Annotated in this window: 18 protein-coding genes; 8 read left to right on the plus strand and 10 right to left on the minus strand. The window is 41.3% G+C overall.

Annotated elements, in window-relative coordinates; all coding sequences use genetic code 11:
- Nucleotides 1-35: 35 nt before the first annotated feature.
- The 4 genes from V5739_RS03760 to V5739_RS03775 all read right to left on the minus strand — a co-directional run bounded on the left by V5739_RS03760 (nt 36) and on the right by V5739_RS03775 (nt 5,136).
- Nucleotides 36-971: a TolC family protein gene (locus V5739_RS03760; RefSeq protein WP_423819706.1), complete on the minus strand. Its 936-nt coding sequence runs from the start codon at nt 969-971 to the stop codon at nt 36-38.
- A gap of 21 nt (nt 972-992) precedes the next feature.
- Nucleotides 993-1,322, minus strand: coding sequence for a hypothetical protein (locus V5739_RS03765; RefSeq protein ID WP_423819707.1), 330 nt, complete (start codon nt 1,320-1,322; stop codon nt 993-995).
- A complete protein-coding gene (locus tag V5739_RS03770; RefSeq protein ID WP_423819708.1) occupies nt 1,322-2,677 on the minus strand; it encodes an HlyD family secretion protein in 1,356 nt (451 codons plus the stop codon). The genes V5739_RS03765 and V5739_RS03770 overlap by 1 nt, the downstream gene beginning before the upstream one ends.
- Nucleotides 2,678-3,039: 362 nt before the next feature.
- Nucleotides 3,040-5,136: a lipocalin family protein gene (locus tag V5739_RS03775; protein WP_423819709.1), complete on the minus strand. Its 2,097-nt coding sequence runs from the start codon at nt 5,134-5,136 to the stop codon at nt 3,040-3,042.
- 205 nt (nt 5,137-5,341) lie between these two features.
- Between V5739_RS03775 and V5739_RS03780 the strand changes: the two genes are divergently transcribed.
- Nucleotides 5,342-5,836: a YqiA/YcfP family alpha/beta fold hydrolase gene (locus tag V5739_RS03780; RefSeq protein ID WP_423819710.1), complete on the plus strand. Its 495-nt coding sequence runs from the start codon at nt 5,342-5,344 to the stop codon at nt 5,834-5,836.
- A 180-nt stretch (nt 5,837-6,016) separates the two neighbouring features.
- Here the strand turns inward: V5739_RS03780 and V5739_RS03785 are convergent, their stop codons facing one another.
- Both V5739_RS03785 and V5739_RS03790 read right to left on the minus strand, forming a co-directional pair.
- Nucleotides 6,017-6,562, minus strand: coding sequence for an SDR family NAD(P)-dependent oxidoreductase (locus V5739_RS03785; protein ID WP_423819711.1), 546 nt, complete (start codon nt 6,560-6,562; stop codon nt 6,017-6,019).
- A 7-nt stretch (nt 6,563-6,569) separates the two neighbouring features.
- The gene (locus V5739_RS03790; protein ID WP_423819712.1) at nt 6,570-8,735 is read right to left on the minus strand and encodes an alpha-glucuronidase family glycosyl hydrolase; all 2,166 of its coding nucleotides are present in this window, start codon (nt 8,733-8,735) and stop codon (nt 6,570-6,572) included.
- A gap of 178 nt (nt 8,736-8,913) precedes the next feature.
- Between V5739_RS03790 and V5739_RS03795 the strand changes: the two genes are divergently transcribed.
- Both V5739_RS03795 and uxaC read left to right on the plus strand, forming a co-directional pair.
- Nucleotides 8,914-11,118, plus strand: coding sequence for a glycoside hydrolase family 3 C-terminal domain-containing protein (locus V5739_RS03795; RefSeq protein ID WP_423819713.1), 2,205 nt, complete (start codon nt 8,914-8,916; stop codon nt 11,116-11,118).
- Nucleotides 11,119-11,137: 19 nt separating this feature from the next.
- Nucleotides 11,138-12,535, plus strand: a complete 1,398-nt coding sequence (uxaC, locus tag V5739_RS03800; RefSeq protein ID WP_423819714.1) for a glucuronate isomerase — start codon at nt 11,138-11,140, stop codon at nt 12,533-12,535.
- 77 nt (nt 12,536-12,612) lie between these two features.
- Here uxaC and V5739_RS03805 read toward each other — a convergent pair whose 3' ends face one another.
- Nucleotides 12,613-13,641, minus strand: a complete 1,029-nt coding sequence (locus V5739_RS03805; RefSeq protein ID WP_423819715.1) for a LacI family DNA-binding transcriptional regulator — start codon at nt 13,639-13,641, stop codon at nt 12,613-12,615.
- A 102-nt stretch (nt 13,642-13,743) separates the two neighbouring features.
- Nucleotides 13,744-14,463, minus strand: coding sequence for an NUDIX hydrolase (locus V5739_RS03810; RefSeq protein WP_423819716.1), 720 nt, complete (start codon nt 14,461-14,463; stop codon nt 13,744-13,746).
- Nucleotides 14,464-14,620: 157 nt separating this feature from the next.
- Between V5739_RS03810 and xylE the strand changes: the two genes are divergently transcribed.
- Genes xylE through xylA form a run of 3 tightly spaced genes read left to right on the plus strand, consistent with a single transcriptional unit; the run spans nt 14,621 to nt 19,050 of the window.
- Nucleotides 14,621-16,228, plus strand: a complete 1,608-nt coding sequence (xylE, locus tag V5739_RS03815) for a D-xylose transporter XylE (RefSeq protein ID WP_266069206.1) — start codon at nt 14,621-14,623, stop codon at nt 16,226-16,228.
- Nucleotides 16,229-16,237: 9 nt separating this feature from the next.
- Nucleotides 16,238-17,734: a xylulokinase gene (locus tag V5739_RS03820; protein WP_423819717.1), complete on the plus strand. Its 1,497-nt coding sequence runs from the start codon at nt 16,238-16,240 to the stop codon at nt 17,732-17,734.
- Nucleotides 17,735-17,736: 2 nt separating this feature from the next.
- Entirely contained in the window at nt 17,737-19,050 is a 1,314-nt protein-coding gene (gene xylA, locus V5739_RS03825) for a xylose isomerase (protein ID WP_423819718.1), read from the plus strand.
- Nucleotides 19,051-19,476: 426 nt separating this feature from the next.
- On the opposite strand, the gene V5739_RS03830 is transcribed toward xylA, so the two are convergent.
- Complete coding sequence (locus V5739_RS03830; RefSeq protein ID WP_423819719.1) at nt 19,477-20,532, minus strand: aldose epimerase family protein; 1,056 nt, start codon at nt 20,530-20,532, stop codon at nt 19,477-19,479.
- A 304-nt stretch (nt 20,533-20,836) separates the two neighbouring features.
- Nucleotides 20,837-21,268: a PepSY-like domain-containing protein gene (locus V5739_RS03835; protein WP_423819720.1), complete on the minus strand. Its 432-nt coding sequence runs from the start codon at nt 21,266-21,268 to the stop codon at nt 20,837-20,839.
- Nucleotides 21,269-21,380: 112 nt separating this feature from the next.
- Between V5739_RS03835 and V5739_RS03840 the strand changes: the two genes are divergently transcribed.
- Nucleotides 21,381-22,058: a response regulator transcription factor gene (locus V5739_RS03840; protein ID WP_423819721.1), complete on the plus strand. Its 678-nt coding sequence runs from the start codon at nt 21,381-21,383 to the stop codon at nt 22,056-22,058.
- Nucleotides 22,055-23,314, plus strand: a complete 1,260-nt coding sequence (locus V5739_RS03845) for a sensor histidine kinase (protein WP_423819722.1) — start codon at nt 22,055-22,057, stop codon at nt 23,312-23,314. Before V5739_RS03840 ends, V5739_RS03845 begins: the two co-directional genes overlap by 4 nt.
- Nucleotides 23,315-23,348: the final 34 nt, after the last annotated feature.

Here is a 23,348-nt window from a genome sequence, read left to right on the forward strand (position 1 = left end):
AAGTCACTGTTATGATTTTCCAGATTCCGTTTTTTTTATTGCTGAATTTCTGCTTCCACATCCGGTATTACCCCAAGGCTGCGATATAGTTCAGCCCTGGTGGTTAGAAATTTTGTAAAAAGCTCAGTTTGTTTTAAACGGGCTTGTATTAGCTTTGTCTCCCTTGAATTGATCAGAAAAAGGGAACTTTCTCCAAAACTGAATTTTCGCTCTTCGGCATTTAACAGTCGCTCATAGTTTTCTACCATTTCTGAAGTTAACCTTATTTGCTCTACATAAGAATCCAGCTCCTGCGTTAATCCGTCGACCTTATTTTCTATTTGCCGGCGGTTCAATTCCAGTTCAAGGGAAACATCTTCAATTTTGTATTCGGCCAACTTCAGCTCGCAGCCTTCCTTCCGAAGAAAAAGTGGAAAACTTATATTTAAACCGGCTTTATAGTTTGAAGTATCAAAATTATCAATAAGCTGAGGTTCCGGAGTAATGAAATTATATTCCAAATCTATTTTTGGCAAAAGGTTGTTAACCTTCAAACGTCGCTCTACTTTTAGTGCTTTCAGTTTTGCCTCCAGGGCCCTTAATTTTGGATGCCCTTCAAAAATGGCATTTTTCACACCTTTTTCTGTTTGCACTTCAAGAACTTGGTCATGTAAGAAGCCAACTTCAGGTACAGTTCCAGGCTGTAATTCTACCGGCACATTATTGTTGAGCCAAAGAAATGTGGAAATTTCAAGCTTTTGTTTTAGCAGTTTAACCTTTGTCTGCTCTAACTGAAGCAGGCGTTCCTGAAGCGCAATACCTGCTTCAACAGTATCTATAGCTGCGATCTCACCAAAGGCAGCACTTTTCCCAATACCCTCTGATCTTTGCCGGGCGTTGGCCACAAATTCCTGGTACACTTCAAGTTCTTTTTGGAGCCTTGCCCAATGGAGATATGCCACGGAAGCTTCAAAAAGTACTTCGGCTATCATGAGGTTTTGTTCTGCTTCTGTTTATACACCTTCATTTTGCTCAAAACCGGCCTTTAATTCTACGCCATACCAGGTGGGAATTTTAAAAGTGGAATTTAAGAGATCATAATATTCGGTGCCTTTAAATTCCTTGCGGCTGTAGTCTACTTCCAGCTTGGGATCAAAAGCCCCTCTTGCTTTTAAAAGTTCGGCTTCGCCCATTTCAAGCTGAAGGTTTGCCTGTCTCACCATAGGATGATACTGCTTCACATAAGCTAAAAATTCTGGATAACTCAAAACCTGAGTTGTGGTTTCCTGTGCCTTTAAAACAAAAACCTGCAGGAATAATGCAATGGCCAAAATAAATCTCATCACTTCTGCTTTTCCTGGTTTTCAACAACTACTTCAGGCTGGTAATAATCTGGTGGAAAGCCGTTAAGGTTTCTCCATATTTCATACCAGATAGGTACCTCATCAAGCAGGGCCAGGGTTGTTGCCCCCGAACCAATTCTCACCCCTCTAGGCCAGGGCTCATCTTCGGGATCTGGTGCCAACAGAACACGGTATTTGCCATTCTGACTTATAAAATTATCTACGGCAACGATCTTTGCCCCATAAGTTCCGTAGGAAAGGTTTTCCCAACCGCTAAACACTATTGAAGGCCAGCCTTCAAATTGCACCCTTACATTCTCACCCTCGTGCATTAGAGGCACATCAAGCGGCTTCACATAAGTCTCTACCGCCAAATCAAAATCGGCCGGCATAATCTCCACCAACCTCTCTCCTTCCTTAAAAGTTTCCCCCAAACCTGCTTTTAAGACCTTATTAATATTACCTTTTTGAGGGGCCAGCACATAGTACATCTGGTTGCGAATAGAGTAATTGCTATAGTCATTTTGGAGCTTGCTCACCTGGGCCGCAGCATCATACTGGTTGGAACGCGCCATATGCAAATCACTTTGCGCCTTAGAAACCTTATCACTGTATTCGGCGGCTATCCTGTTAATTTCAAGTTCGGCATTGATAACTTCATTCCTGCTCGCCAGCAGTTTATTTTCCTGGGAAATTAGTTTCGCCCGGGAGTCCTGCAACTTTTGCCTTTTTTCCTCAACATCGGGCAGTGCTTTAAGCCCTTCCTGCTGTAGCTGTTGGGTTCGCTCAAACTGAGCCTGCGCAATATCGAGGTTAGCCCTTACAGTTTCAAGATCTATACTGTCACTTTCCAGCTTTAGCCGGGCCTGTCGCAGTTTGTTTAAAGCCTGCTGCTTTTTTAACTCCCTTTCATTTCCCAGCGCATTAATTTGAGAGGAAAGCGCCTTAATTTTTTCGGAATAGGACTCTACAGAACCCGATTTTGCGTTTAGCTGCTCGGCAGTTCTTTCTACCAGTAAAGGATCAAAATACTCCCCTTTTACTTCGGAAATATGAAGAATTGTATCTCCTTTTTGCACGAACTCCCCCTCCTGCACATACCATTTTTCAATCTTCCCCGGAATTGGCGATTGAATGGTTTGAGGCCGATGTTCGGGCATAAGAGTGGTGACATAGCCCTTGCCACTTACATTTTGCGTCCAGGGCAGAAAGAGGATGATCAACAAGGCTATAAAAGCGGCTAACAAAAACCTATTGAAGTATTTATAGTGTCTTTTGTGAAGCGCCCTTTTTCCTGCTTCAAACTTCTTAAGGTCTACCTCATTGCCTACAGGATATTTTGATATATTAAGCATGTTCTAACTCTATTGTTTCTTTGATCCTTCCGTTTTCCAGTATGATCTTTTTACTACATACATTTTCCCAAAGCTCATTTCTGCTGGCCACAACAATAGACCACCTGTGTTTTTTATCGGCTAAAAACTCAATAAGCCTGGTAGCCTCTTCTTTATTGTAAAGCTCAAGAGGTTCTTTGAGAATAAGGAGTTCAGGTTTTTTAAGAATAGCCCGTGCCAGGATGATCTTTTTTCGCTCCAGGTGACCACTGATTACTGAATTATAAGACTCGTCACGGATTGCAAATCCGTGCCATCGGAATTTGATACTTCACACAATACTCAATACTCAATTCTCATTACTGAATACCGATCACTGACCACTAATATTCCAGTATCTCGACAAAAATATCTGGTTTAGGTGCGGTACTCTCAAGGTCTTCTCTTTTGAAACCGGAGGAGATACTAATGATCTGCCCCAGGTGGTTCTCGAAGATTAAATGCGGATATCCCTTGGTTTCTACAGTAGTCACTTTATTTGTAGTGAGGTTATAGATCCTGGCTTTCTTTTCGTGGATAGATTCGGTTGAAATATTTTCCTGCGGATCATTATTGGAGCCCAGGATCAGATTCCCGTCTCTGCTTATTCCTGACGGATAGTATGGGATTTCAAATGTTTCCTGTATATCAAAGCTCAGCGTAGAAAAAAGCTTGTTTTCCAATAAGTTGACCACATAGTTCTGATTGGGACTGTATAATGTTGTCTTCTGTGAGCGTGATGTGATAGGAATATTCACAAGCTGCCCATCAGAAATTTTGCCCTGGGCATCGATCGAAAATTTATAACATTTGGGCTCCTGGTAATGCCCTACCAGAATTTCGCCATTTTTGAGAGGCAGCAGGTGGTAAGCTGTATTTCCGAAGTGTGTTGTGAAGTGAGACTTTTGGGAAATTAATTCCATGCTGCCATTTGTGCGTTTAAAGGTGTAGATATCTGTGCTATTGGTAAAGCTGAAAATACCATTACCCAGATACGCAAAATCAAAGAAGAAAGGTATGCCCTCAAGCTTCAGTTCATACTTGTAAGAAAGGTTACTGGCATCATATACAGCAAGTGCATTTCCCTGGGCGAAAAACAGCTCATTCCCGGTTTGGGTGTTATGTACCTGCATATGTATGCTGGTCATTGCTTCGGGTTGTTTATTGGCGATGGCTGCAACCACATGATCCCGGTAGTTGTATTTGATTAGTTGACTCTGGCCGGCCTCCGATCTTCCGTAGAAAAATATTTCGGAAGCATTGGGAGCAGGGGTTGCAAACTTTATGTTATCGAAATCCATGACTTCAGGGTGCGACCAGCTTAGCTCCCATTTATTTTTACTGGAATATGGATCTGCACTCCCATTTCCGAAGATATCATAGGCATAAATGGCATATACAGGCTCCTTAAGATGAGGAGGGGTTTTGTCTATAAAGTTCGTCACTTCCCTGTCTTCTATTATTCCTACAGGATACTCCTGAAAAGCATAACCTGAACCGCCGTCGTAGTTGCGAACGGCTATTTTGTAATGGGAAAAATAATTCCCCTCAAACGGCTCCCACTCCAGTTTCACCTCCCCATTTTGCACTTCGGCATTCACAAAATTCACCTGAGAAGGTCTAAGGTTTTCGGTAAAAAATTCAACCAACCCACTCTCCCCCAGCAAACCTTTTTCATTAAAGATCCTGATGTAATAACATATCTCCTTAGATGCAGGCGGATCTACATCTATAAAAGAAGTTTGAGTCCCGTCTTTAATCGTCGCTACCAGTTGGGCATTGGCTTTGCTACAGCCCGCAGCACTTCTATAGATCTCATAACGGTCAAACTTATAGAAGCCGTCATAGGCCTGCCAGGTATATTTGATCTCGTTCCGGTTTTCGTCGGTAAGTTCATTTCCAAAAGTGTAGGAATACAGGTCGATGTCATTGGGCGGGGAATATTTACGCGCCATAAAACTGACTATCTCAAGTTCGGGATCATCATCTATCTCCACCTTCATCTTAAACACCAGTTTATCGGCAGTGAGCTGGGTAATAACCATTTCTTCGGAAGAACCCCAGTCATTACGCAGCGTGATCACGCCCTTTTCCAGGTCATAGCTCAGGTTCTGCACCTCTTTTTCGCATTCATAGCTGGAGATATGAAAGTAATCGCGGTAGACATTATTGGTGGTAAACTGAAAAAAATCCCGACCGCATTCCTCATAATTTGCAGGCACACCTGCAGTTTTGCCTTCAAATGCTATTTCATAAATAGCCCATACCCCATTCAATTGCTGCATGCTGGCAGAAGTCAATGCATCTTTATAGAACAAATCCTCAGGTTCGGTAATTTCATCATCATCTTTAGAACAACCGGCAATTAAAATGAGCCCTACAAATAAGAAGATGCGCGAGAAGTTCCTCCTGTAACAGGAGGTAAACATTAGATTATGCATGTGCGTAGTTATGAGAAGGATAGGTAGGTCCTATTCTGTTATTTCAGATCAAATATATCAAAAAAGCTTTCTTAAAAGTTAATGGAATTAAGAAATTTTAAAATTCAGCAGAGCCTAAATATCTTAATTTTCAGAAAAAATTTACTCACGACACTTTTTGTCGTCTTCTCTATGTTTCTTTACATTAGTAAACAAGCTAACTCCTATGAATATTCTTTATCTACACGGATTGAACAGCAAATTAAGCGAGGCTAAAAATGCCATTTTAGAGAGGTATGGCAAGGTTCAAGCTCCCGATATTAATTATTCCCGAAAACACCTTCAGCCAATCGAGATCCTTCAGCCCTACCCTGAAACTGAATTCAATGTGATTATAGGGAGCAGTATGGGAGCTTTGAACGGATACATTATTTCAAACTGGATTGGCAGGCCGGCCCTCTTATTTAATCCGCCTTTGTCGAAATACCCGTGGAGCCTTATGCTTCCGGAAGCAAAATTCCGCAGAGGTAATGCTTCAAAGCAACTTCTGCTTGGCGGCAGGGATGAGATTGTGAATCCGCAGGAAACTTTGGCTTTTTTGGGCAGGCACCTGCAGGATCATGAACTGGAGATCAAGATTGATCCGTTACTGGGGCATCGCATTCCTGTAGATTTATTTGAAGAACAGGTAGCATCTTTCTTTTCAAAAATTTGTTCTTAGAATTATGTCATTAGCCCAAACCATTAGACGGTACAACAGGATCATTTCTGTTTTGAGAATAAGACCTATGAGTTATGAAGAGGTGCAAAGAGAGATAGGCAAGGCCCGTGATGCCTTAGAAGAAAATCTACTTACCTCTCACCGCACCTTTCAAAGGGATATTAAAAATATTGAGAGGGTTTATGATATTACGATAGCTTCAGATAAAAGCACCAACAAATATTCTATACAGGATGACATAGAGGGCATGCATTCCCGCCGACTCCGGGAGAATTTTGAGATCGTTAATGCCATTCGCCTGTCTAAAGGTTTTGCTGAAATCCTCCTGATAATGCTTCCGTAGTTATTCTTTTTCATCACTTTTGCCACTTCCCTGCTCACTGCAAACAGCGCAAGCACATTGGTGTGGAGAATATTCTGAAATTCATCGTTAGTAACTTCAAGAAATTCCTTTTTCATATTGATCCCTGCGTTATTCACCAGAATATCAATTTTTCCGGCTTCTTCAGCAAGTTTTGCGACGGCTTCAGGTATTTCATCCAGATTATTGAGGTCGAGGATAAAAGGTTTTGCATTTGGCCCCAGTTCCTCGCAGGCTTGCAGGGTTTTCTCCTTATTCCTACCATTTACGTAGGTAGTAATTCCGTTATCACAGAATTTTTTTGCAGTTGCAAATCCCAGTCCGGCATTTGCGCCGGTTACCAGTGCTATAAGATTTTTGTTCATAAGTAGTTTAATGCCAGGAAGGACTTATGCCTGGTGCATAAGGGAATTCCAGTGATTGATAATATTCTAAATCATGTTCGGGTGTAGGGACAAATTCGGGTAATTCCATTTCAGAAAACTGCTGGAAATACAGAAGTACGGCGTCGCGCCACCACTTTGCTTCTTTCAGCTGAATCTGAAGCAGCATTTGTGTCGTGGTAAACCTCTCCTCATCTACATATTCTTCCATTTCATTCCAGGTCTTCACCATATCTTCCACTTCTTCCACACCTTGCTGATATTTAGCAGCCATGTTATGCCAAAGAGTCTTTCCGTTTTTCATTTCATAATCCCAGGGCACGTGGTGGAACCACAGCAGGTACTGTTCGGGGGTTGTTTCTATTGAATTATACTTTTCTCTAAGGGACTCTGCATATTGAGCAAGCGCATTGCTTCCTGTAGTAGTTCGGTCAAAACCAACTCCCAAAGAATCGGCACGGTGATAATAAACAGGATTCCACTCTGGCCTGTCCAGGTTGTCAACCCACGGGCCGGGACCGTAATGATGACCTGTGTCCATGATATGGTGGAGACCTAAAGGAGTCATATAATTCACAACTGCTTCCCGGGAATCCAACATCATCTCACTCACCTCATCAACAAAATTTTTATCCTTTGAAAATGTCATTTTTAGCCAGTCTTCTGCGATCTCTTCAGAATCCATGTAAGGATCCCAGGCCAGACGCCCAAAGCCATACCAGTTGGCCTGCCCAAAAGGATGACCTGTCCAGTTCTTTGCAGTTCCAATATTGGCCACCCCGGCGATTCCTGTTAATTTTTTATTTGACAGGGTTCCATCTATAACTTTCGCTACTGTAGATCCTTCCCCCTGTACATAGGTATCTTCATCAAGCACTTCCTCGAACATTTTTGGCAGGTAAACCAGGTGGGAACTAAAACCAAGATATTCCTGCGTGATCTGGAATTCCATCATTAGTGGGGTATCGGGCATTGAGCCAAACATAGGGTGAAATGGCTCCCGCGGCTGGAAATCTATTGGCCCGTTCTTCACCTGCACCAGCACGTTGTCATGGAATTTACCATCAAAAGGCACAAATTCGGAATACGCCTGTTTCGCCCTGTCATCAGGATCGTGTTCTGAGTAAACAAAAGCACGCCACATCACGATTCCGTTGTGCGGTGCTACGGCCTCAGCAAGCATATTTGCACCATCAACGTGAGATCTACCATAGTTATTAGGGCCAGGTTGTCCTTCAGAATTTGCTTTGACTAAAAATCCACCAAAATCGGGAATTTCAGCATAAATTTCATCTGCCTTATCTTTCCACCATTGCTTTACTTCAGGATCAAAAGGATCGGCCGTTTCCAGGTCACCCGATTCCATTGGGGAAGAAAAACGTGCCGTTAGATAAACTTTTATTCCGTAAGGCCTGAAAACATCAGCCAGGGCTTTTACTTTTTCAATATATGCTGAAGTAAGCACAACCGAACTGGCGTTCACATTAGTCAACACGGTTCCATTAATCCCAATAGAGGCATTCGCGCGGGCATAGTCAATATATTCAGGTTTGATAAGCTCGGGCAGGTGGTGCCAGTCCCAAATGGAAAATCCGGCATAGCCACGTTCTACGGTCCTGTCCAGGTTGTCCCAGTGGTTTAGCACCCTGATCTGAATTTTTGGAGAATCGGTTATAGATATTTTATCTATAGCGTTTCTCAACTGCATTTCTTTGATAAACCTGAAAGTACCGTATAGAAGTCCGGCTTCAGTTTCTGCTGTAATAACTGTTGCAGGTGTATTTCCAATGCGGATCTTTTTGATAATATAACCTTCAGAATTAATTTTTGTAAATTCTTCTTCCAAAGAAGGAAGCACATATGCAGGAAGATTATCACGGGTGCCCAGAACCAGGCTGTTTTCCTTAATAGAGATAGCGGTTGGAATTGATGCCCCAAAGAACCCCGCATAAGCTTTTTCAAGCTCAGAGACCGCAGCATCCAGTGTAGCGCCAGACCCATAGGTTATTAATCCCTGAATTTGGGTGGAATAGTTTTCTCTTAGGGTCGCTTCTTCAATAGGATAATATTGCAGCCATAGGTCATAACCGTCCTGAGAACGAAGGTTTAACGGGAGAATTGCCAGTAAAAATATGAAGTAAAGACATTTAGACATTGAAGAGGATTATTTAAAATATGCACGTGATTTGGAACGGAAAAATAGAAAAAAATAACCTATCAGCAAAACATTTTACGCAATCGGTTGCGTTTAAATTAAAAATATATTTAATTTGTTAAGATGCAATGTTTATTACCTCTACACTAGAAGAATAACCAACCCATAAAATAGCCACATGAAAAGTCTAATAATCAGAAAGTTTTTAATTTTACTTATAACCTTTATTACGGGATTTGCCGTTGCCCAGGAAAATCCTAAAAATCAAAATTATCCTTTCAATGATCCTACCTTAAGTATAAAGGAAAGGACCCAGGATCTAATCAATCGATTGACTATTGAAGAGAAGGCCTGGCAGATGATGCATAACAGTCCCGCAGTAGAACGCCTGGGAATCCCCGAATACAACTGGTGGAATGAAGCTTTACATGGTATTGGACGATCTGGTGTGGCAACTGTTTTCCCACAGGCTATTGGCATGGGAGCTACTTTTGATGAAGACCTAATTCTTGAAGTTGCCAATGCGATCTCAGATGAGGCACGGGCAACCCATAATACTGCAGTAGAAAATGGCTATCGCCGTCAATACAGTGGCCTCACTTTTTGGACTCCGAACATTAATATCTTCCGGGACCCTCGTTGGGGCCGTGGGCAGGAGACTTATGGAGAAGATCCATTCCTTACCGCCTTATTAGGGACAGCTTTTGTAAAAGGGCTTCAGGGTGATCATCCTAAATACTTAAAAACTGCTGCCGCCGCAAAACATTATGCCGTGCACAGCGGACCCGAAAAACTTCGTCATGAATTCAATGCCGAAGCTTCCATGAAAGATATGTGGGAAACTTATTTACCGGCTTTTAAAGCCCTTGTAGATGCAGATGTAGAAACCATCATGTGCGCCTATAACGCGACAAATGGGGAACCCTGTTGCGCAAACAAATATTTGTTGCAGGACGTTTTACGTGACAAATGGAATTTCCAGGGGCATATCGTAAGTGACTGCTGGGCACTCGTAGATTTTTACGAAGGCCACAACGTGGTGGAAACTCCCGAGGAAGCTGCAGCTCTGGGAATTAAAAGCGGTGTGAACCTTAACTGCGGAAGCGTATACCCTTCCTTGGTCGAAGCCGTTGAACAAGGTTTGATAACTGAAGCCGAAATTGATGAGCAACTTGCTGTTCTTCTAAAAACGAAGTTCAAATTAGGCCTTTTTGACCCCGCAGAAGACAATCCATATTCACAGCTTTCAGCAGAAGATTTAGATACCGAAGAGCACAGGGCTCTGGCAAGAAAAGTTGCGCAAAAATCTATTGTAATGCTAAAAAATAATGGTGCCTTACCTCTCAAAAATGACCTTTCCAAGTACTTTATTACTGGCCCGAATGCGACCAGTATAGAAGTGCTACTTGGAAATTACCACGGAATCAACCCCAACCTGGTCACCATTCTTGAAGGCCTTGCCGGTGCAATAGAGCCACAGAGCCAAATGCAATACCGCCAGGGAACATTGCTTGACAGACCAAATGCGAATCCGCAGGATTGGGCTTCCCCCAATGCTGGTAATAGCGATGCCACCATAGCAGTACTTGGTATTTCGGGAGTTTTAGAAGGGGAAGAAGGAGAATCTATAGCTTCAGAAACTTTTGGAGACAGGCTGGATTACAATCTTCCACAAAACCAGATCGATTATTTGAGAAAACTGAATGAAGCGGCAGGTGATGCTCCTGTTATCGCCGTGATCACAGGAGGTAGCCCTATGAATCTTCAGGAAGTACATGAACTGGCAGATGCTGTTCTCCTGGTTTGGTATCCCGGGGAAGAAGGAGGAAATGCCGTTGCAGATGTCATTTTTGGAAAGGTATCACCATCGGGAAGGCTCCCAATAACCTTTCCTAAGTCTTTAGATGACCTTCCGGCATACGAAGATTATAGCATGGAAGGCAGAACTTATAAATACATGGATGCAGAGCCCATGTACCCCTTTGGCTATGGCCTTAGCTACAGCGACTTTAATTATTCAGACATCAAACTTTCAGAGAAAAAACTGAAAAAAGGAAAATCATTAACAGCAAAAGTGGTGGTGACAAATTCCGGAGAAACGAAAGCAGAAGAAGTAGTTCAGCTTTATGTATCTGATCTTAAAGCTTCAGTAAGAACCCCAAAATCTCAATTATACGGAATAAAAAGGGTTGAACTGGAGCCTGGAGCTTCCGAAGAGATTTCATTTGAGATCACTCCGCAGATGATGCAACTAGTGAATAATGAAGGAGAGAGCGTTTTAGAATCGGGTGAATTCAGTATCTACATTGGTGGCTCAAGCCCCGGAAAAAGAAGTATTGAACTGGGAAAAGAACTAAAAGAAGCCAATTTCACAGTCAGGTAATACCCATAAGAAGATTAAAATGAAAAATTTCATAGACGCTGATTTTCTCCTGGAGACCAATCACGCGAGAAAGTTATATCACGATTATGCTAAATCAATGCCTCTTATTGATTATCACTGCCATCTTTCAGCAAAAGACATTGCAAAAAACCGCATTTTTGAAAACCTTACCCAGCTGTGGATAGAGGGCGATCATTACAAATGGCGGGCAATGAGAGCCCTTGGCATAGAAGAAAAATACATTACGGGAGAGGCCAGCGACAGGGAAAAATTCAGCAAATGGGCCGCGACTATCACTTATACCCTAATGAACCCGCTTTATCACTGGACCCACCTGGAATTGAAAAGATATTTTGGAGTTGATGAAATTCTCAACACCTCTAACGCTGAAGAAATATATGATCATTGCAACTCGCTCATCTCTACTCCCAAATTTTCTGTACGGAATTTGCTTCGAAAAATGAATGTAGAGGTGGTTTGTACTACCGATGATCCTGCAGATGATCTACGCTACCACCAGCAAATAGCCAAAGACGGATTTGAAATTAAAATCCTTCCCACTTTTAGACCTGATAGATTTCTGGGAATTGAGGAAGCAGGTTTCCAGACCTATCTTGAAAAAATCTCAGCCCAAACAGAGATTGAAATTGATGCCTTTGACAGCTTCCTTGATGCTGTAAAAAGCAGGATAGACTATTTTCATGAACATGGCTGCCGCCTTTCTGACCACGGCCTGGATTGTGCATTCTCCGAAGATTTTACTGATGTAGCGCTCAATAGAATTCTGAACAAAAAATTATCAGGAGAGCTGCTGGAAAGAACTGAAGTTCTGGTCTTTAAATCGGGAGTAATGTACCACCTTGGAAAGATGTATTCAGAAAAGAACTGGACAATGCAATTGCATCTGGGACCTATACGGAATACTAACACAAGAATGCTGAATAACCTGGGAGCAGATGCAGGTGTTGACAGTATAGGCGATTTTCAACAGGCTAAACCACTGGCAAAATACCTGGATTCTTTAGACATAATCAATTCCCTGCCCAGAACGATCTTATACAATGTAAATCCTTCCGAAAATGAGGTTATGGCCACCATGGCCGGAAATTTTATGGGCAACTCCCAAAAAGGCAAAATACAGCATGGGGCTGCATGGTGGTTTCTCGATCAAAAAGATGGAATTGAGAAACAATTAACCACCATCTCAAATATGGGGCTCATTAGCTGTTTTGTGGGTATGTTGACAGATAGCAGGAGCTTTCTTTCTTTTCCAAGGCATGAATATTTTCGACGCATCTTATGTAATTACTTCGGAAATGCAATTGAAAAGAAGGAACTGCCTGAAGATTTGGAATGGATTGGAAAAATTGTGCAGGATATATCCTATTACAATGCGAAGGAATATTTTGACTTTTAACCCAGGTAAATAGATTTCGCTTATAAACCCTATTTTAACCTTGATCGAATATTTTAAGCACCAAAATAGTTTGGAATCTAAGGTTTTCTTTTACTGGAATTACGAACAATCACCTTGGTATCAAGCATTGTGATCTCTGACACGCTGGTGCCGAGGTTTTCCTTTGAATGTTCCAGAATTCTTAAAGCCGATATCTCCCCCATTCGTCTTGCAGGGTGTGAAATAGTTGAAAGTGAGGGCTCAACAATAGAAGCCACAGGATCATCATTAAAACCAATGATAGCTAATTCTTCAGGTATCTTCACTCCTCTTTCTTTGGCACAGCGAATGGCACTAACAGCCGCACTGTCGTTTGAAGAAAATATTCCATCAGGCGGATTTGACATACCAAGCAGTTTTTCGGTCGCTTCCCAACCTTCTGTAGAACTCATAGTTTTAAGGCCAATGATCAGGTTTTCGTCAACCTCAATTCCATTCTCACTCAGGGCATCTATATACCCTTTTTTACGCATGTTATATACATTTACATGTTGAGATCCTGCAAAATGTGCTATTCTCGTACACCCCTGATCAATAAGGTGTTTTGCAGCACGATAACCCGCAGCATAGTTATCAATTACTACCCGGTAAGAATTAAATTCTTTTGGAACACGATCTACAAAGACCACAGGAATATTCTTGTCTAAAAACTGCTTAAAATGAGAAGTATCTACTGTTTCCATGGCAAGCGACACGATCACTCCCCCTACCCGGCTATCATATAGCGCCTTGGCATTATTCACCTCGTTTTCATAACTCTCATTAGACTGACTTATAAGTACGTTATAATTGGCTTTACGCGCCGTATCTTCAATTCCGCTTATAAGGGTAGACATAAAAGGGCTATTGATCCTGGCAATTAGGATACCAATAGTTTTACTTTTGTTACTTCGCAGAGAGGCTGCAATAGAGTTAGGCCTGTATCCAAGCCTTTGTGCCGCTTTATGGATTTCCTTTGTTGTTTTTTTCCCGATACTCTTGTGGTTATTTAACGCCCGGGAAACTGTAGAAGGGGAAAAGTTCAGCTCTTTAGCCAAATCATAAATAGTCACTTCTTTCTTTTTCATGGAATCAACTTGGAAATAACAACAAATGGTTGTTTTGCAGATGTATACAAATATAGATAATCTTAAGTAACTATACCTTTATTTTAAAAGCTATATGCCCTATTAAAACTCGAAATTAAAACCTTTTTCCGTTAGTTTTTGATAGGTATTATTATCGAATTTGTACAGTTTGGCCGCCCTGTGCGAAACATCTTTTTGTTTCTCATTAATGTCTACCAAAAGTTTCATCCTTAAGAACTTTCTCCTAAAGTTAGGCTTATCCATCTCTACCTTTAAAATCTCCTGATATAATTGCATAAGCTGCAAGAGTGTAAATTTTTCTGGCAGAAGATTAAAGCCTATAGGAGCCTGCCGCACCCTTTTTCTCAGGTTTTGGATGCTGTATTCCAGAATTTGTGTGTGATCATATATCAGCTTGGGCACCTCTGCAATTTTGAACCATTTTGCTTCCGAAGCAGTAAACCCCGCTTTAACGCTGTAATCTTCCCGTTTCACCAAAGCATAATAACCCACAGTTATGACCCTCCCTAATGGGAAACGATCGGGCTCTCCAAAAGCTTTGAGCTGCTCAAGGTATATATTCTCCAGTCCTGTTAATTCTCTTAGTAGCCTGTGAGCCGCAGCATCTATACTTTCCACTTCCTGAATCCATCCGCCCGGAAGCCCCCATTTTCCTTCACTGATACCCTTCGCATGTTTCACCAGAAGAACCTCAAGGCTGCCATTCTCAAAACCAAAAATGGTACAGTCAATCGTAATAGAGCTCATCACTGATGTTGAAATAAGTTCTCCGGATTCAATATCTAACAATTCTTTCTTCATTTATTTACCAGGTACATCTGTACTACCTGTGCAATACACAGATAATCATCACAGACAAAAATTTTAAGAATACTTTAATATTAGCATTTAATAATTGCTAAATTAAAAATTAATATTTAAACTTGTAGTCAATTAAACCATAAGATACAAAAATAAGATGGCCACAACCCACACAAGTAAAACAAGCGTTTATCTTATCACCATAGTAGCAAGTTTAGGAGGCCTTTTATTTGGCTATGATACTGCAGTGATATCAGGAGCGGTAGGTGCTCTGGAAAATTTCTTTATCACCTCCCTCGAGAACAGCCCTTCATTTGCTGAAGACACTATTTTTCAGTTTAAAATCACAATAAGCTTATGCGTTCTGGCCATAGGTCTTTTGTTTGCAGATTTTATTCTTAAGTTCTTTCAGAAAAACAAAGCTTATACCATTATTGCCGCAATCCTCATCTTTGGAGGTGCGGTCTTTTATTTTCAATTCCTAACCCTTCCTAACATTCTCACTGAGAATCTCAGGAATTCTATTTTGGGGTTCATGGTAAGTAGCGCCCTGGTAGGCTGTATTATTGGAGCCTCACTGGGTGACAACGTAGCTAATTCTATAGGTAGGCGAAATGGATTGATCATTGCAGCCCTACTCTTCTTAATTTCAGCACTTGGTTCTTCTTACCCCGAGGTCATGAATATCTTCCCCGGGAATGACTTAACTGCTTTTATCATCTATAGAATTATAGGAGGTATAGGAGTAGGACTGGCAAGTATGCTGGCTCCAATGTACATAGCCGAAATGGCACCTGCTAATATAAGAGGTCAACTCGTTTCTTTTAACCAGTTCGCAATCGTTACAGGAATGTTAGTGGTGTATTTTGTAAACTACTTTATTGTAAGTGGACAAACAGAATTGTGGATCAATGAAACCGGATGGAGATATATGTTCCTTTCTGAAGCAATTCCTGCCTTACTCTTCCTGCTCTTCCTGTTCTTTGTTCCTAAAACTCCAAGGTACCAGACCATGAAGGGGAATGAAGAAGATGCGATGAAAGTACTTACCAAATTAAATGGGCCTGAAACGGCCACCCGAATCCTGTCCGATATTAAAGCCTCTTTTAGTCGCACAAAATCGCATTGGCTTTCTTTTGGGTGGGGTGTTGTTATCATAGGTATTCTTCTTTCCATATTCCAACAGTTTGTAGGTATCAACGTGGTTTTATACTACGCCCCTGAAATCTTTAGGGGAATGGGTATGGAAACAGATGCTTCGATGCTCCAAACCATTATCGTGGGAGCAATTAATATGCTCTTCACAGTACTGGCAATCATGACTGTGGATAATTTTGGAAGAAAAAAATTGATGATGATTGGTAGTGCGGTTATGGCTGTAGCTATGATAGGCCTTGGCTTTGCACTGTATACAGAAACTGAAGGTTTACCTGCACTACTTCTTATGCTTCTTTACATTGCTGCATTCGCTATGTCGTGGGGACCTGTAACCTGGGTACTACTTTCAGAAATTTTCCCTAATAAAATTCGGGGTGTAATGGCAGTTGCAGTAGCAATTCAATGGCTAGCCAACCTTATTGTTTCCTGGACATTCCCTATGATGAATAACAATTCGGCACTTGTAGAACATTTCAATCACGGCTTCTCTTACTGGATATATGGAGTGATGGCTCTTCTTTCTTTACTCTTTATCTGGAAGTTTGTCCCAGAGACTAAAGGAAGAACCCTGGAAGATATGGAAGAACTATGGATGAAGAAAAAATAAAGAATATTTATGCACTTTTTAGGAATAGATTTAGGTAGTTCTTCAATAAAACTATCTGTACTAAATGCAGAAAAAGGTGAGACCGTATGTTCTGTTACGGCACCCGATTTTGAAATGGAAATGAAGGCACCCAGGTTTGGTTGGGCCGAACAGGATCCTAACAGCTGGTGGCAATATCTAAAGCAGGGTCTAAATGAAATAAGTAACAAGCATAACTATGACCTAAAGCAGATTAAAGGAATTGGTATTGCTTACCAAATGCATGGCCTTGTAATTACCGATGAAAACCTTGAGCCCGTAAGGCCCTCAATTATATGGTGTGACAGCCGGGCTGCAGAAATAGGTCATGAAGCATATAAAACTATAGGGGAGAAGAACTGCAATGAGCAGATCCTTGGAAGTCCTGGAAATTTTACTGCATCTAAACTTAGTTGGGTGAAGCAGAATGAGCCGGGAGTATATGCCAGGGCAAAATACATGATGTTACCGGGAGATTTTTTAGCTGCAAAGCTTACAGGTATTCCTCAAACAACTTCTTCTGGCCTATCTGAAGCTGCACTCTGGAATTTTCCCGAAGGCAGGCTGGCTACCGGAATCCTTGAGAAAATGGGATTAGAAAGGGAATTGGTGCCCGAAATTGTTCCCACTTTTGGGGAACAGGCTACCATTCATCCTGATGTAGCTAACCAACTGGGGCTTGACAGCAGTGTCAAAATCACATACCGCGCAGGCGATCAACCAAACAATGCCCTCTCACTTAATGTACTTAATCCGGGAGAGATAGCCACCACGGCAGGAACATCAGCAGTAATATACGCTGTTACAGATAAAGACATTTACGACGAGCAAAATCGTATCAATACATTTCTTCATGTGAGTAATACTCAAGATCAAAAGAGAAATGGCCTGCTGGGAATTATAAATGGCTCAGGAATTCTATATCAATGGCTTCGGAAAATAATGTCGGTGGGAGACAAAGAGCTCATTTCTTATGATGTACTTAATTCCGAAGCTGCAAAAGCAAAACCCGGAAGTGAAGATCTACGTTTCTACCCTTTTGGAAATGGAGTAGAACGAATTTTTAATAACCGACAGGCAAAGTCGGGTATTGAAAACCTCAATTTTAATATTCATCAACCTGCCCACCTGATAAGATCTGCCTGTGAAGGAATTGTATTCGCAATGAATTATGGGTTCGATGTTATGAAGTCGCTGGGAACATCGGGTGAAATTGTACGTGCCGGAAAAGGAAACCTTTTCTTAAGTCCTGTTTTTAGGGAGATCTTTTGCAACACTACCCAGGCACAACTCGAACTCTATAACACTTCAGGAGCCGAAGGTGCAGCACGTGGCGCAGCCTATGGATTCGGATATTATAAAAATCTTAAAGAAGCGTTTCAAAATCTTCAACGCCTGGAGTGCCTGGAACCACAAAAAGAACTCTCCAGCCAGTATGAAGAGATCTACGGAAAATGGAAAAGCAACATTAAAACTGAAAAAGAGTAATTATGGAATCAAAATTTTTCAAAAACATTGACAAAATCAAATTTGAAGGCAGGGAGAGTGACAATCCGCTTGCTTTTAAATGGTATGACGAAAATAAAGTAGTAGCAGGTAAAACACTTAAGGAACACCTGAAATTTGCTACTGCCTACTGGCACACTTTCAACAACACCGGAAGTGATCCATTTGGGCCGGGGACTGAAACATTTGAATGGGATAAAAGTAACGATCCCATTACCCGTGCAAAAGACAAAATGGATGCGGCATTCGAATTCATGACCAAGCTGGGAACATCTTATTACTGTTTCCACGATGTAGACGTTGTAGATGAAGCACCAACTCTTGCGGAGTTCGAAAAGCGCCTACAAACCATGGTAGAGTACGCAAAGCAAAAGCAGCAAGAAAGCGGGATCAAATTGTTATGGGGTACTTCAAACCTTTTCAGCAATCCACGTTATATGAATGGTGCCGCTACAAATCCAAACTTTGATGTGTTGGCATACGCCGGTGCACAGGCAAAGATCGCTCTAGATGCTACTATGGCCCTTGGAGGTGAGAATTATGTATTCTGGGGTGGTCGTGAAGGTTATATGAGCCTTCTTAACACCGATATGAAAAGAGAATTGGATCACCTGGGAAGATTCCTTAACACCTGTAAAGATTACGCCCGAAAACAAGGTTTTAAAGGGAATTTCTTTATAGAACCAAAGCCAATGGAGCCTACCAAGCACCAGTATGATTATGATGCTGCAACTTCGCTGAGTTTCATAAGACAGTACGGCCTTGAAAATGACTTCAAATTAAACCTGGAGGTAAATCACGGAACCCTTGCAGGACATACTTTTGAACATGAGTTGCAGGTAGCTGTTGATGCCGGAATGTTAGGAAGCATCGATGCAAATAGGGGTGATTATCAAAACGGATGGGATACAGACCAATTCCCAATTGATCTATACGAAATCACGCAGACAATGCTTATCATCCTTGAAGGCGGCGGAATTCAGGGCGGAGGAATCAATTTTGACGCTAAAGTAAGACGTAATTCTACCGACCTGGAAGATAAATTCATTGCTCACGTTTCAGGAATGGATGTTTTTGCGAGAGGCCTTATTTGTGCCAATAACATATTGGAGAACTCTAAGTATAAACAACTTAGAAAAGAACGCTACTCCTCTTTTGACAGTGGAAACGGAGCTAAATTCGAAAACGGCGAACTTTCTTTGGAAGATTTGAGCAAGATAGCCCGTGAAGCAGGAGAACCTCAGCAAATAAGTGGTAAACAAGAGCTATTTGAACAAATTATCGCTAATTCCTACTAGAATAGTTTCAACCAAACAAGTTTTACTATTAAGCCGCCTGAAGTATACTTCAGGCGGCTTTTTTTTATACAAACTGTGCGGTTACAAAATCTCCTTACCTGTCAAAAAGGGCATTTATAACAATGTTTTGTAATGAAAAATTGGTAAGAATTCATACAGCCTATATATCATTTTTCAGCCTTCTTAAACAAGAAATTTTGCAGTGTAACCCGAAAAAAAAGCTGCCTTTTCAGACAGCCTCTTTAGCTTTTGATATTCAATATTTATTCTTAATAACCCGGGTTCTGGTATACTCCTGTATCCCCTTCCATTGCGTCAATTTGACCTTGAGGGATAGGACGTAAGTAGTGATGAACATTTATTTATAGTCTTTCTTAATGGTTTCTTGATGTTATGGAAATACTCTTTTAAAACCTAAAACACACCTCACTTTTCTATCAAAAATCTATAACTTGTTTTACTGGAATAGGTCTTTCCCGGTTCCAGAACTACTGAAGGGAAATTCTCCTGGTTTGGCGTATCAGGGTAATGTTGTGTTTCAAAGCAGAGACCACTTCTTTTTTCATAAAATCCTTTACCATTTTGAAGCGGCAAAGTGCCGTCCAGGAAGTTGCCGGTGTAGAGCTGCATTCCCGGTTCTGTCGTATAGACTTCCAGTTTCCTACCTGACTCAGGGTGAAGTGCCGAAGCAGCGAAACGCAGTCCGCTCTCTGGGTTGTTGATCACCCAAGTATGATCGTAGCCGTTGCCCCGCCTTAATTGCTCATGCGCTGCATTAATTTCTTTACCAATTGCTTTAGGTTCTTTAAAATCGAAAGGGTTTCCTGTTACAGTTGATATTTCCCCGGTAGGAATGAGATTTTCATCTATCGGAACAAAATCATCTGCATTTATTTGAACTTGATGATCCAATATGCTGTTGGCAAAGTCACCAGACAAATTGAAATAGGCATGCTGGGTAAGGTTCACTATAGTTTTCCTGTCGGTAGTGGCCTTATATTCCACATCTAAAGAATTATCTTCAGTAAGGGTATAGGTCACTTCGGTCTCCAGCCGACCGGGGCAGCCCTCTTCCATGTGTTCACTAATGTAGGACAGCACCAGGCTATTTGGTTCTGAAGACTCGTTTATCTTCCACACCACCTTATCAAATCCTTTGTCCCCGCCGTGTAAATGATTTTCCCCGTTATTTTGAGCGAGCGTGTATTCCTGGCCATCAAGGGAGAATTTTCCTTGTGCAATACGATTACCATAACGTCCAATAAGGGCTCCAAAAAAGGGATTTTCTTCAAGATATTGCTCCAGAGAATCAAAGCCCAAAACCACATCTTCGAAATTGTCATTTTTATCGGGTATTTTTAAAGAAGTAATACGACCTCCATAAGTAGTGATCTTCACTTCCATACCCTGTTCATTTCGAAGGGTAAACTGGTCTACCTGTTCCCCTTGTGGGGCCTTTCCATATACTATGCTTTTCATCATTCTTGTTCTATGAAAGGAAGTAATTTACTGTGCTTCCAAAACTATCACACAACCTAAATTTTATTCCTTTTTATTGTAATACAAGGTAAAATATATTAATGATCTAGATGATCTCTTTAGGAAAAGATTCATGGAAGAATAAGTAAGTCTGAACTTCTATTTTTGGAAAGAAAGCTCCTCCAAAACGGATTATTATAGTTCTGCACGGCACTTTTGCCAAACATACCGGTTGCTTCAGAAACAACGGGAACAAAAAAAGGCTGCCCGAAATGGGCAGCCCTGGTAAGCTTTTCTAAACTGCTTATTAATCTAACTTTCTAAAGTTTCCTTCGGCATCAAATTCTAATTCTGTACCGTCAGAAAGTTCGATTTCCTGCTCATTGTCATCTTTTTCCCAACCTACTACCTGGGCATTTGCATGATTAGCACTTAGATAAGTTGCAATCTTAGCAGGCAACGCAGAAGCAGGAATAGCCTCTCGATTTGCACTGTCGATTTCAACAATATTTCCGTTTTCATCAAAATCCAGTTTTAGGCCATTAGAAAGCACTACTTCATACTTGTCATCTTCCCATATTTGCCAGTTACTGTTCTCATCAACTTTCACCACAGAAACTGAGGAAAAATGCTGATTGACATAGTCTTGTGCAGTACTGGGAAGGTTTCCTGTATTTGACTGGGCATACATTCCAATTGAGAATAGCGCGCAAAACGCTGATACAACTACTTTTTTCATAACTTGTTTTTTTAATTTGACACAAAACAAGTACCTAAAACTGGAAGAAATTAGGAAAGACTAATTTTCGTAATCCTAAATCTTTCCCAATTTCATGGCTACTTTTGAAACTATGAAGATCCTGATTATAGAAGACGAAAAAGATATGAGGCAGAATATGCAGGCCACTCTTGAGAAAGAAAATTTTCTCGTTGAGCCTGTAGCTACTTATAAGGAAGCTATGTCTAAAATAGGAGTTTACGATTACGATTGTATTCTCCTTGACATTGGTCTGCCCGATGGTAACGGCTTTGAAATCCTCAAAACCCTCAAAGAAAAAGGTTATAGTGATTCGGTCATTATTGTTTCGGCTAAAGATTCTATAGATGATAAAGTGCATGGTCTCGAACTGGGGGCCGATGATTACCTGCCCAAACCTTTTCACATGGCCGAGCTCAATGCCAGGGTCAAAGCTGTGCTGCGACGGCGAAAAATGGAAGGTAACAACCTGCTTGAAATTGCCAACGTTACCATAAACATCAATAACCACCAGGTGAGCGTTGATGGAGAAAGCCTGGAATTAAACAGAAAAGAGTTTGATGTGCTGTTCTATCTTTGCACCAACCAAAACCGCCTGGTAAGCAAATCGGCTCTGGCCGAGCACGTTTGGGGCGATTATATTGACCAGACCGATAATTTTGACTTTATCTATTCCCAAATCAAAAATCTGCGGAAGAAGCTATGTGACAAAAATGCCGAAATTGAGATCAAAGCAGTCTACGGAATAGGCTATAAGCTCCTGGTTCCATGAAACTGCTCAACTACACCACCACATACTTTGCCGTGATCCTCATCTTTTTGCTGGGGCTGTGGGCCCTCATTTTTTATTTTGAAATACTTGACGAGATCTACGACAGCATGGATGACGGGCTCGACAATCAAAAAATGCTGATAATAAGGCAGGCTAAAGAAGACCCTTCCATACTTTCAAAAAATGCTTTTGAAGATGGAAATTATATCATCACCCCCACCACACCTCAACACAGCCGCAGTTTTACTGATGCATACCGCGACACGCTCATGTTCATGGAAAATGAAGACGAATATGAACCTGTACGGCTTTTAGAAAGTGTTTTTCAGCAGAACGGGCAATATTACAAAATCAAGGTGGTCACTTCGATGGTCGAAGAAGATGACCTTCGGAAAGAGCTGTTCTTTTCTTTGATCTGGCTCTATCTGGGCTTGATCCTCACCATTCTTGTACTCAATAACGTACTTCAGAAGAAAGCCTGGAAGCCATTTTACAAGTTGCTCCACCAACTTGAAAAATTCAGCATAGAAAAAGACAGCAAGATCAAATTTGAAACCACTAAAATTGAAGAATTCAAGTTACTCAATGAAAGAGTAGATCGACTTCTGAAAAAAACTGTAGAAAGTTACAAGAGTCAGAAGGAGTTTATCGAAAATGCCTCGCATGAGTTGCAAACGCCATTGGCTATAAGCATCAATAAGCTCGAATTAATGGCCGAAAATGCCAACTTGCCTCCTGCACAAATGGAAGAACTGGGAACTGTGCTACACAGCCTGGAAAGGCTTACCCGCCTCAACAGGTCGTTGTTATTACTTTCGCGGATTGAAAACAGACAGTTTGAAGCCAAAGAGAACATCGCCTGGAATGACCTGGTAAAACAAATTATAACAGAATTTGATGATTTTGCTGAACACCAGCAAGTAAAAATATCCTTGACTGAAGAAGCTCATATTGAACACACCGGAAATAAAGACCTGGCCGGGATCCTGGTTTCAAACCTCCTCAAAAATGCCATTTTTCACACCCCTTCCGGAACTGCAGTTGAAGTAAAGATCTCTGCAAAAGGAATAGAATTTAAAAATCCGGGGAGCTCTCCTCTCGAAAAGAGCAAGATCTTCAGCAGGTTTAAAGGAGGTGAAAAAGAAGATTCTACCGGACTCGGCCTGGCAATTTCAAAAGCTATAGTTGAAAAAATGAACATGGACCTCACCTATAACTACACCTCTCAAAACCACATTTTTACCATATTCTTTTAAAGTTCCCAATTCTTTCCAGTTTCCTTCCTCAATT

The sequence above is a fragment of the Salinimicrobium sp. TIG7-5_MAKvit genome, assembly GCF_049569215.1.
Classification (GTDB): Bacteria; Bacteroidota; Bacteroidia; order Flavobacteriales; family Flavobacteriaceae; genus Salinimicrobium; species Salinimicrobium profundisediminis.

Coding starts and splice junctions, on each gene's coding strand:
- V5739_RS03760 (WP_423819706.1), bottom strand. CDS start 971: ATGATAGCCGAAGTACTTTTTGAAGCTTCCGTGGCATATCTCCATTGG.
- V5739_RS03765 (WP_423819707.1), bottom strand. CDS start 1,322: ATGAGATTTATTTTGGCCATTGCATTATTCCTGCAGGTTTTTGTTTTA.
- V5739_RS03770 (WP_423819708.1), bottom strand. CDS start 2,677: ATGCTTAATATATCAAAATATCCTGTAGGCAATGAGGTAGACCTTAAG.
- V5739_RS03775 (WP_423819709.1), bottom strand. CDS start 5,136: ATGCATAATCTAATGTTTACCTCCTGTTACAGGAGGAACTTCTCGCGC.
- V5739_RS03780 (WP_423819710.1), top strand. CDS start 5,342: ATGAATATTCTTTATCTACACGGATTGAACAGCAAATTAAGCGAGGCT.
- V5739_RS03785 (WP_423819711.1), bottom strand. CDS start 6,562: ATGAACAAAAATCTTATAGCACTGGTAACCGGCGCAAATGCCGGACTG.
- V5739_RS03790 (WP_423819712.1), bottom strand. CDS start 8,735: ATGTCTAAATGTCTTTACTTCATATTTTTACTGGCAATTCTCCCGTTA.
- V5739_RS03795 (WP_423819713.1), top strand. CDS start 8,914: ATGAAAAGTCTAATAATCAGAAAGTTTTTAATTTTACTTATAACCTTT.
- uxaC (WP_423819714.1), top strand. CDS start 11,138: ATGAAAAATTTCATAGACGCTGATTTTCTCCTGGAGACCAATCACGCG.
- V5739_RS03805 (WP_423819715.1), bottom strand. CDS start 13,641: ATGAAAAAGAAAGAAGTGACTATTTATGATTTGGCTAAAGAGCTGAAC.
- V5739_RS03810 (WP_423819716.1), bottom strand. CDS start 14,463: ATGAAGAAAGAATTGTTAGATATTGAATCCGGAGAACTTATTTCAACA.
- xylE (WP_266069206.1), top strand. CDS start 14,621: ATGGCCACAACCCACACAAGTAAAACAAGCGTTTATCTTATCACCATA.
- V5739_RS03820 (WP_423819717.1), top strand. CDS start 16,238: ATGCACTTTTTAGGAATAGATTTAGGTAGTTCTTCAATAAAACTATCT.
- xylA (WP_423819718.1), top strand. CDS start 17,737: ATGGAATCAAAATTTTTCAAAAACATTGACAAAATCAAATTTGAAGGC.
- V5739_RS03830 (WP_423819719.1), bottom strand. CDS start 20,532: ATGATGAAAAGCATAGTATATGGAAAGGCCCCACAAGGGGAACAGGTA.
- V5739_RS03835 (WP_423819720.1), bottom strand. CDS start 21,268: ATGAAAAAAGTAGTTGTATCAGCGTTTTGCGCGCTATTCTCAATTGGA.
- V5739_RS03840 (WP_423819721.1), top strand. CDS start 21,381: ATGAAGATCCTGATTATAGAAGACGAAAAAGATATGAGGCAGAATATG.
- V5739_RS03845 (WP_423819722.1), top strand. CDS start 22,055: ATGAAACTGCTCAACTACACCACCACATACTTTGCCGTGATCCTCATC.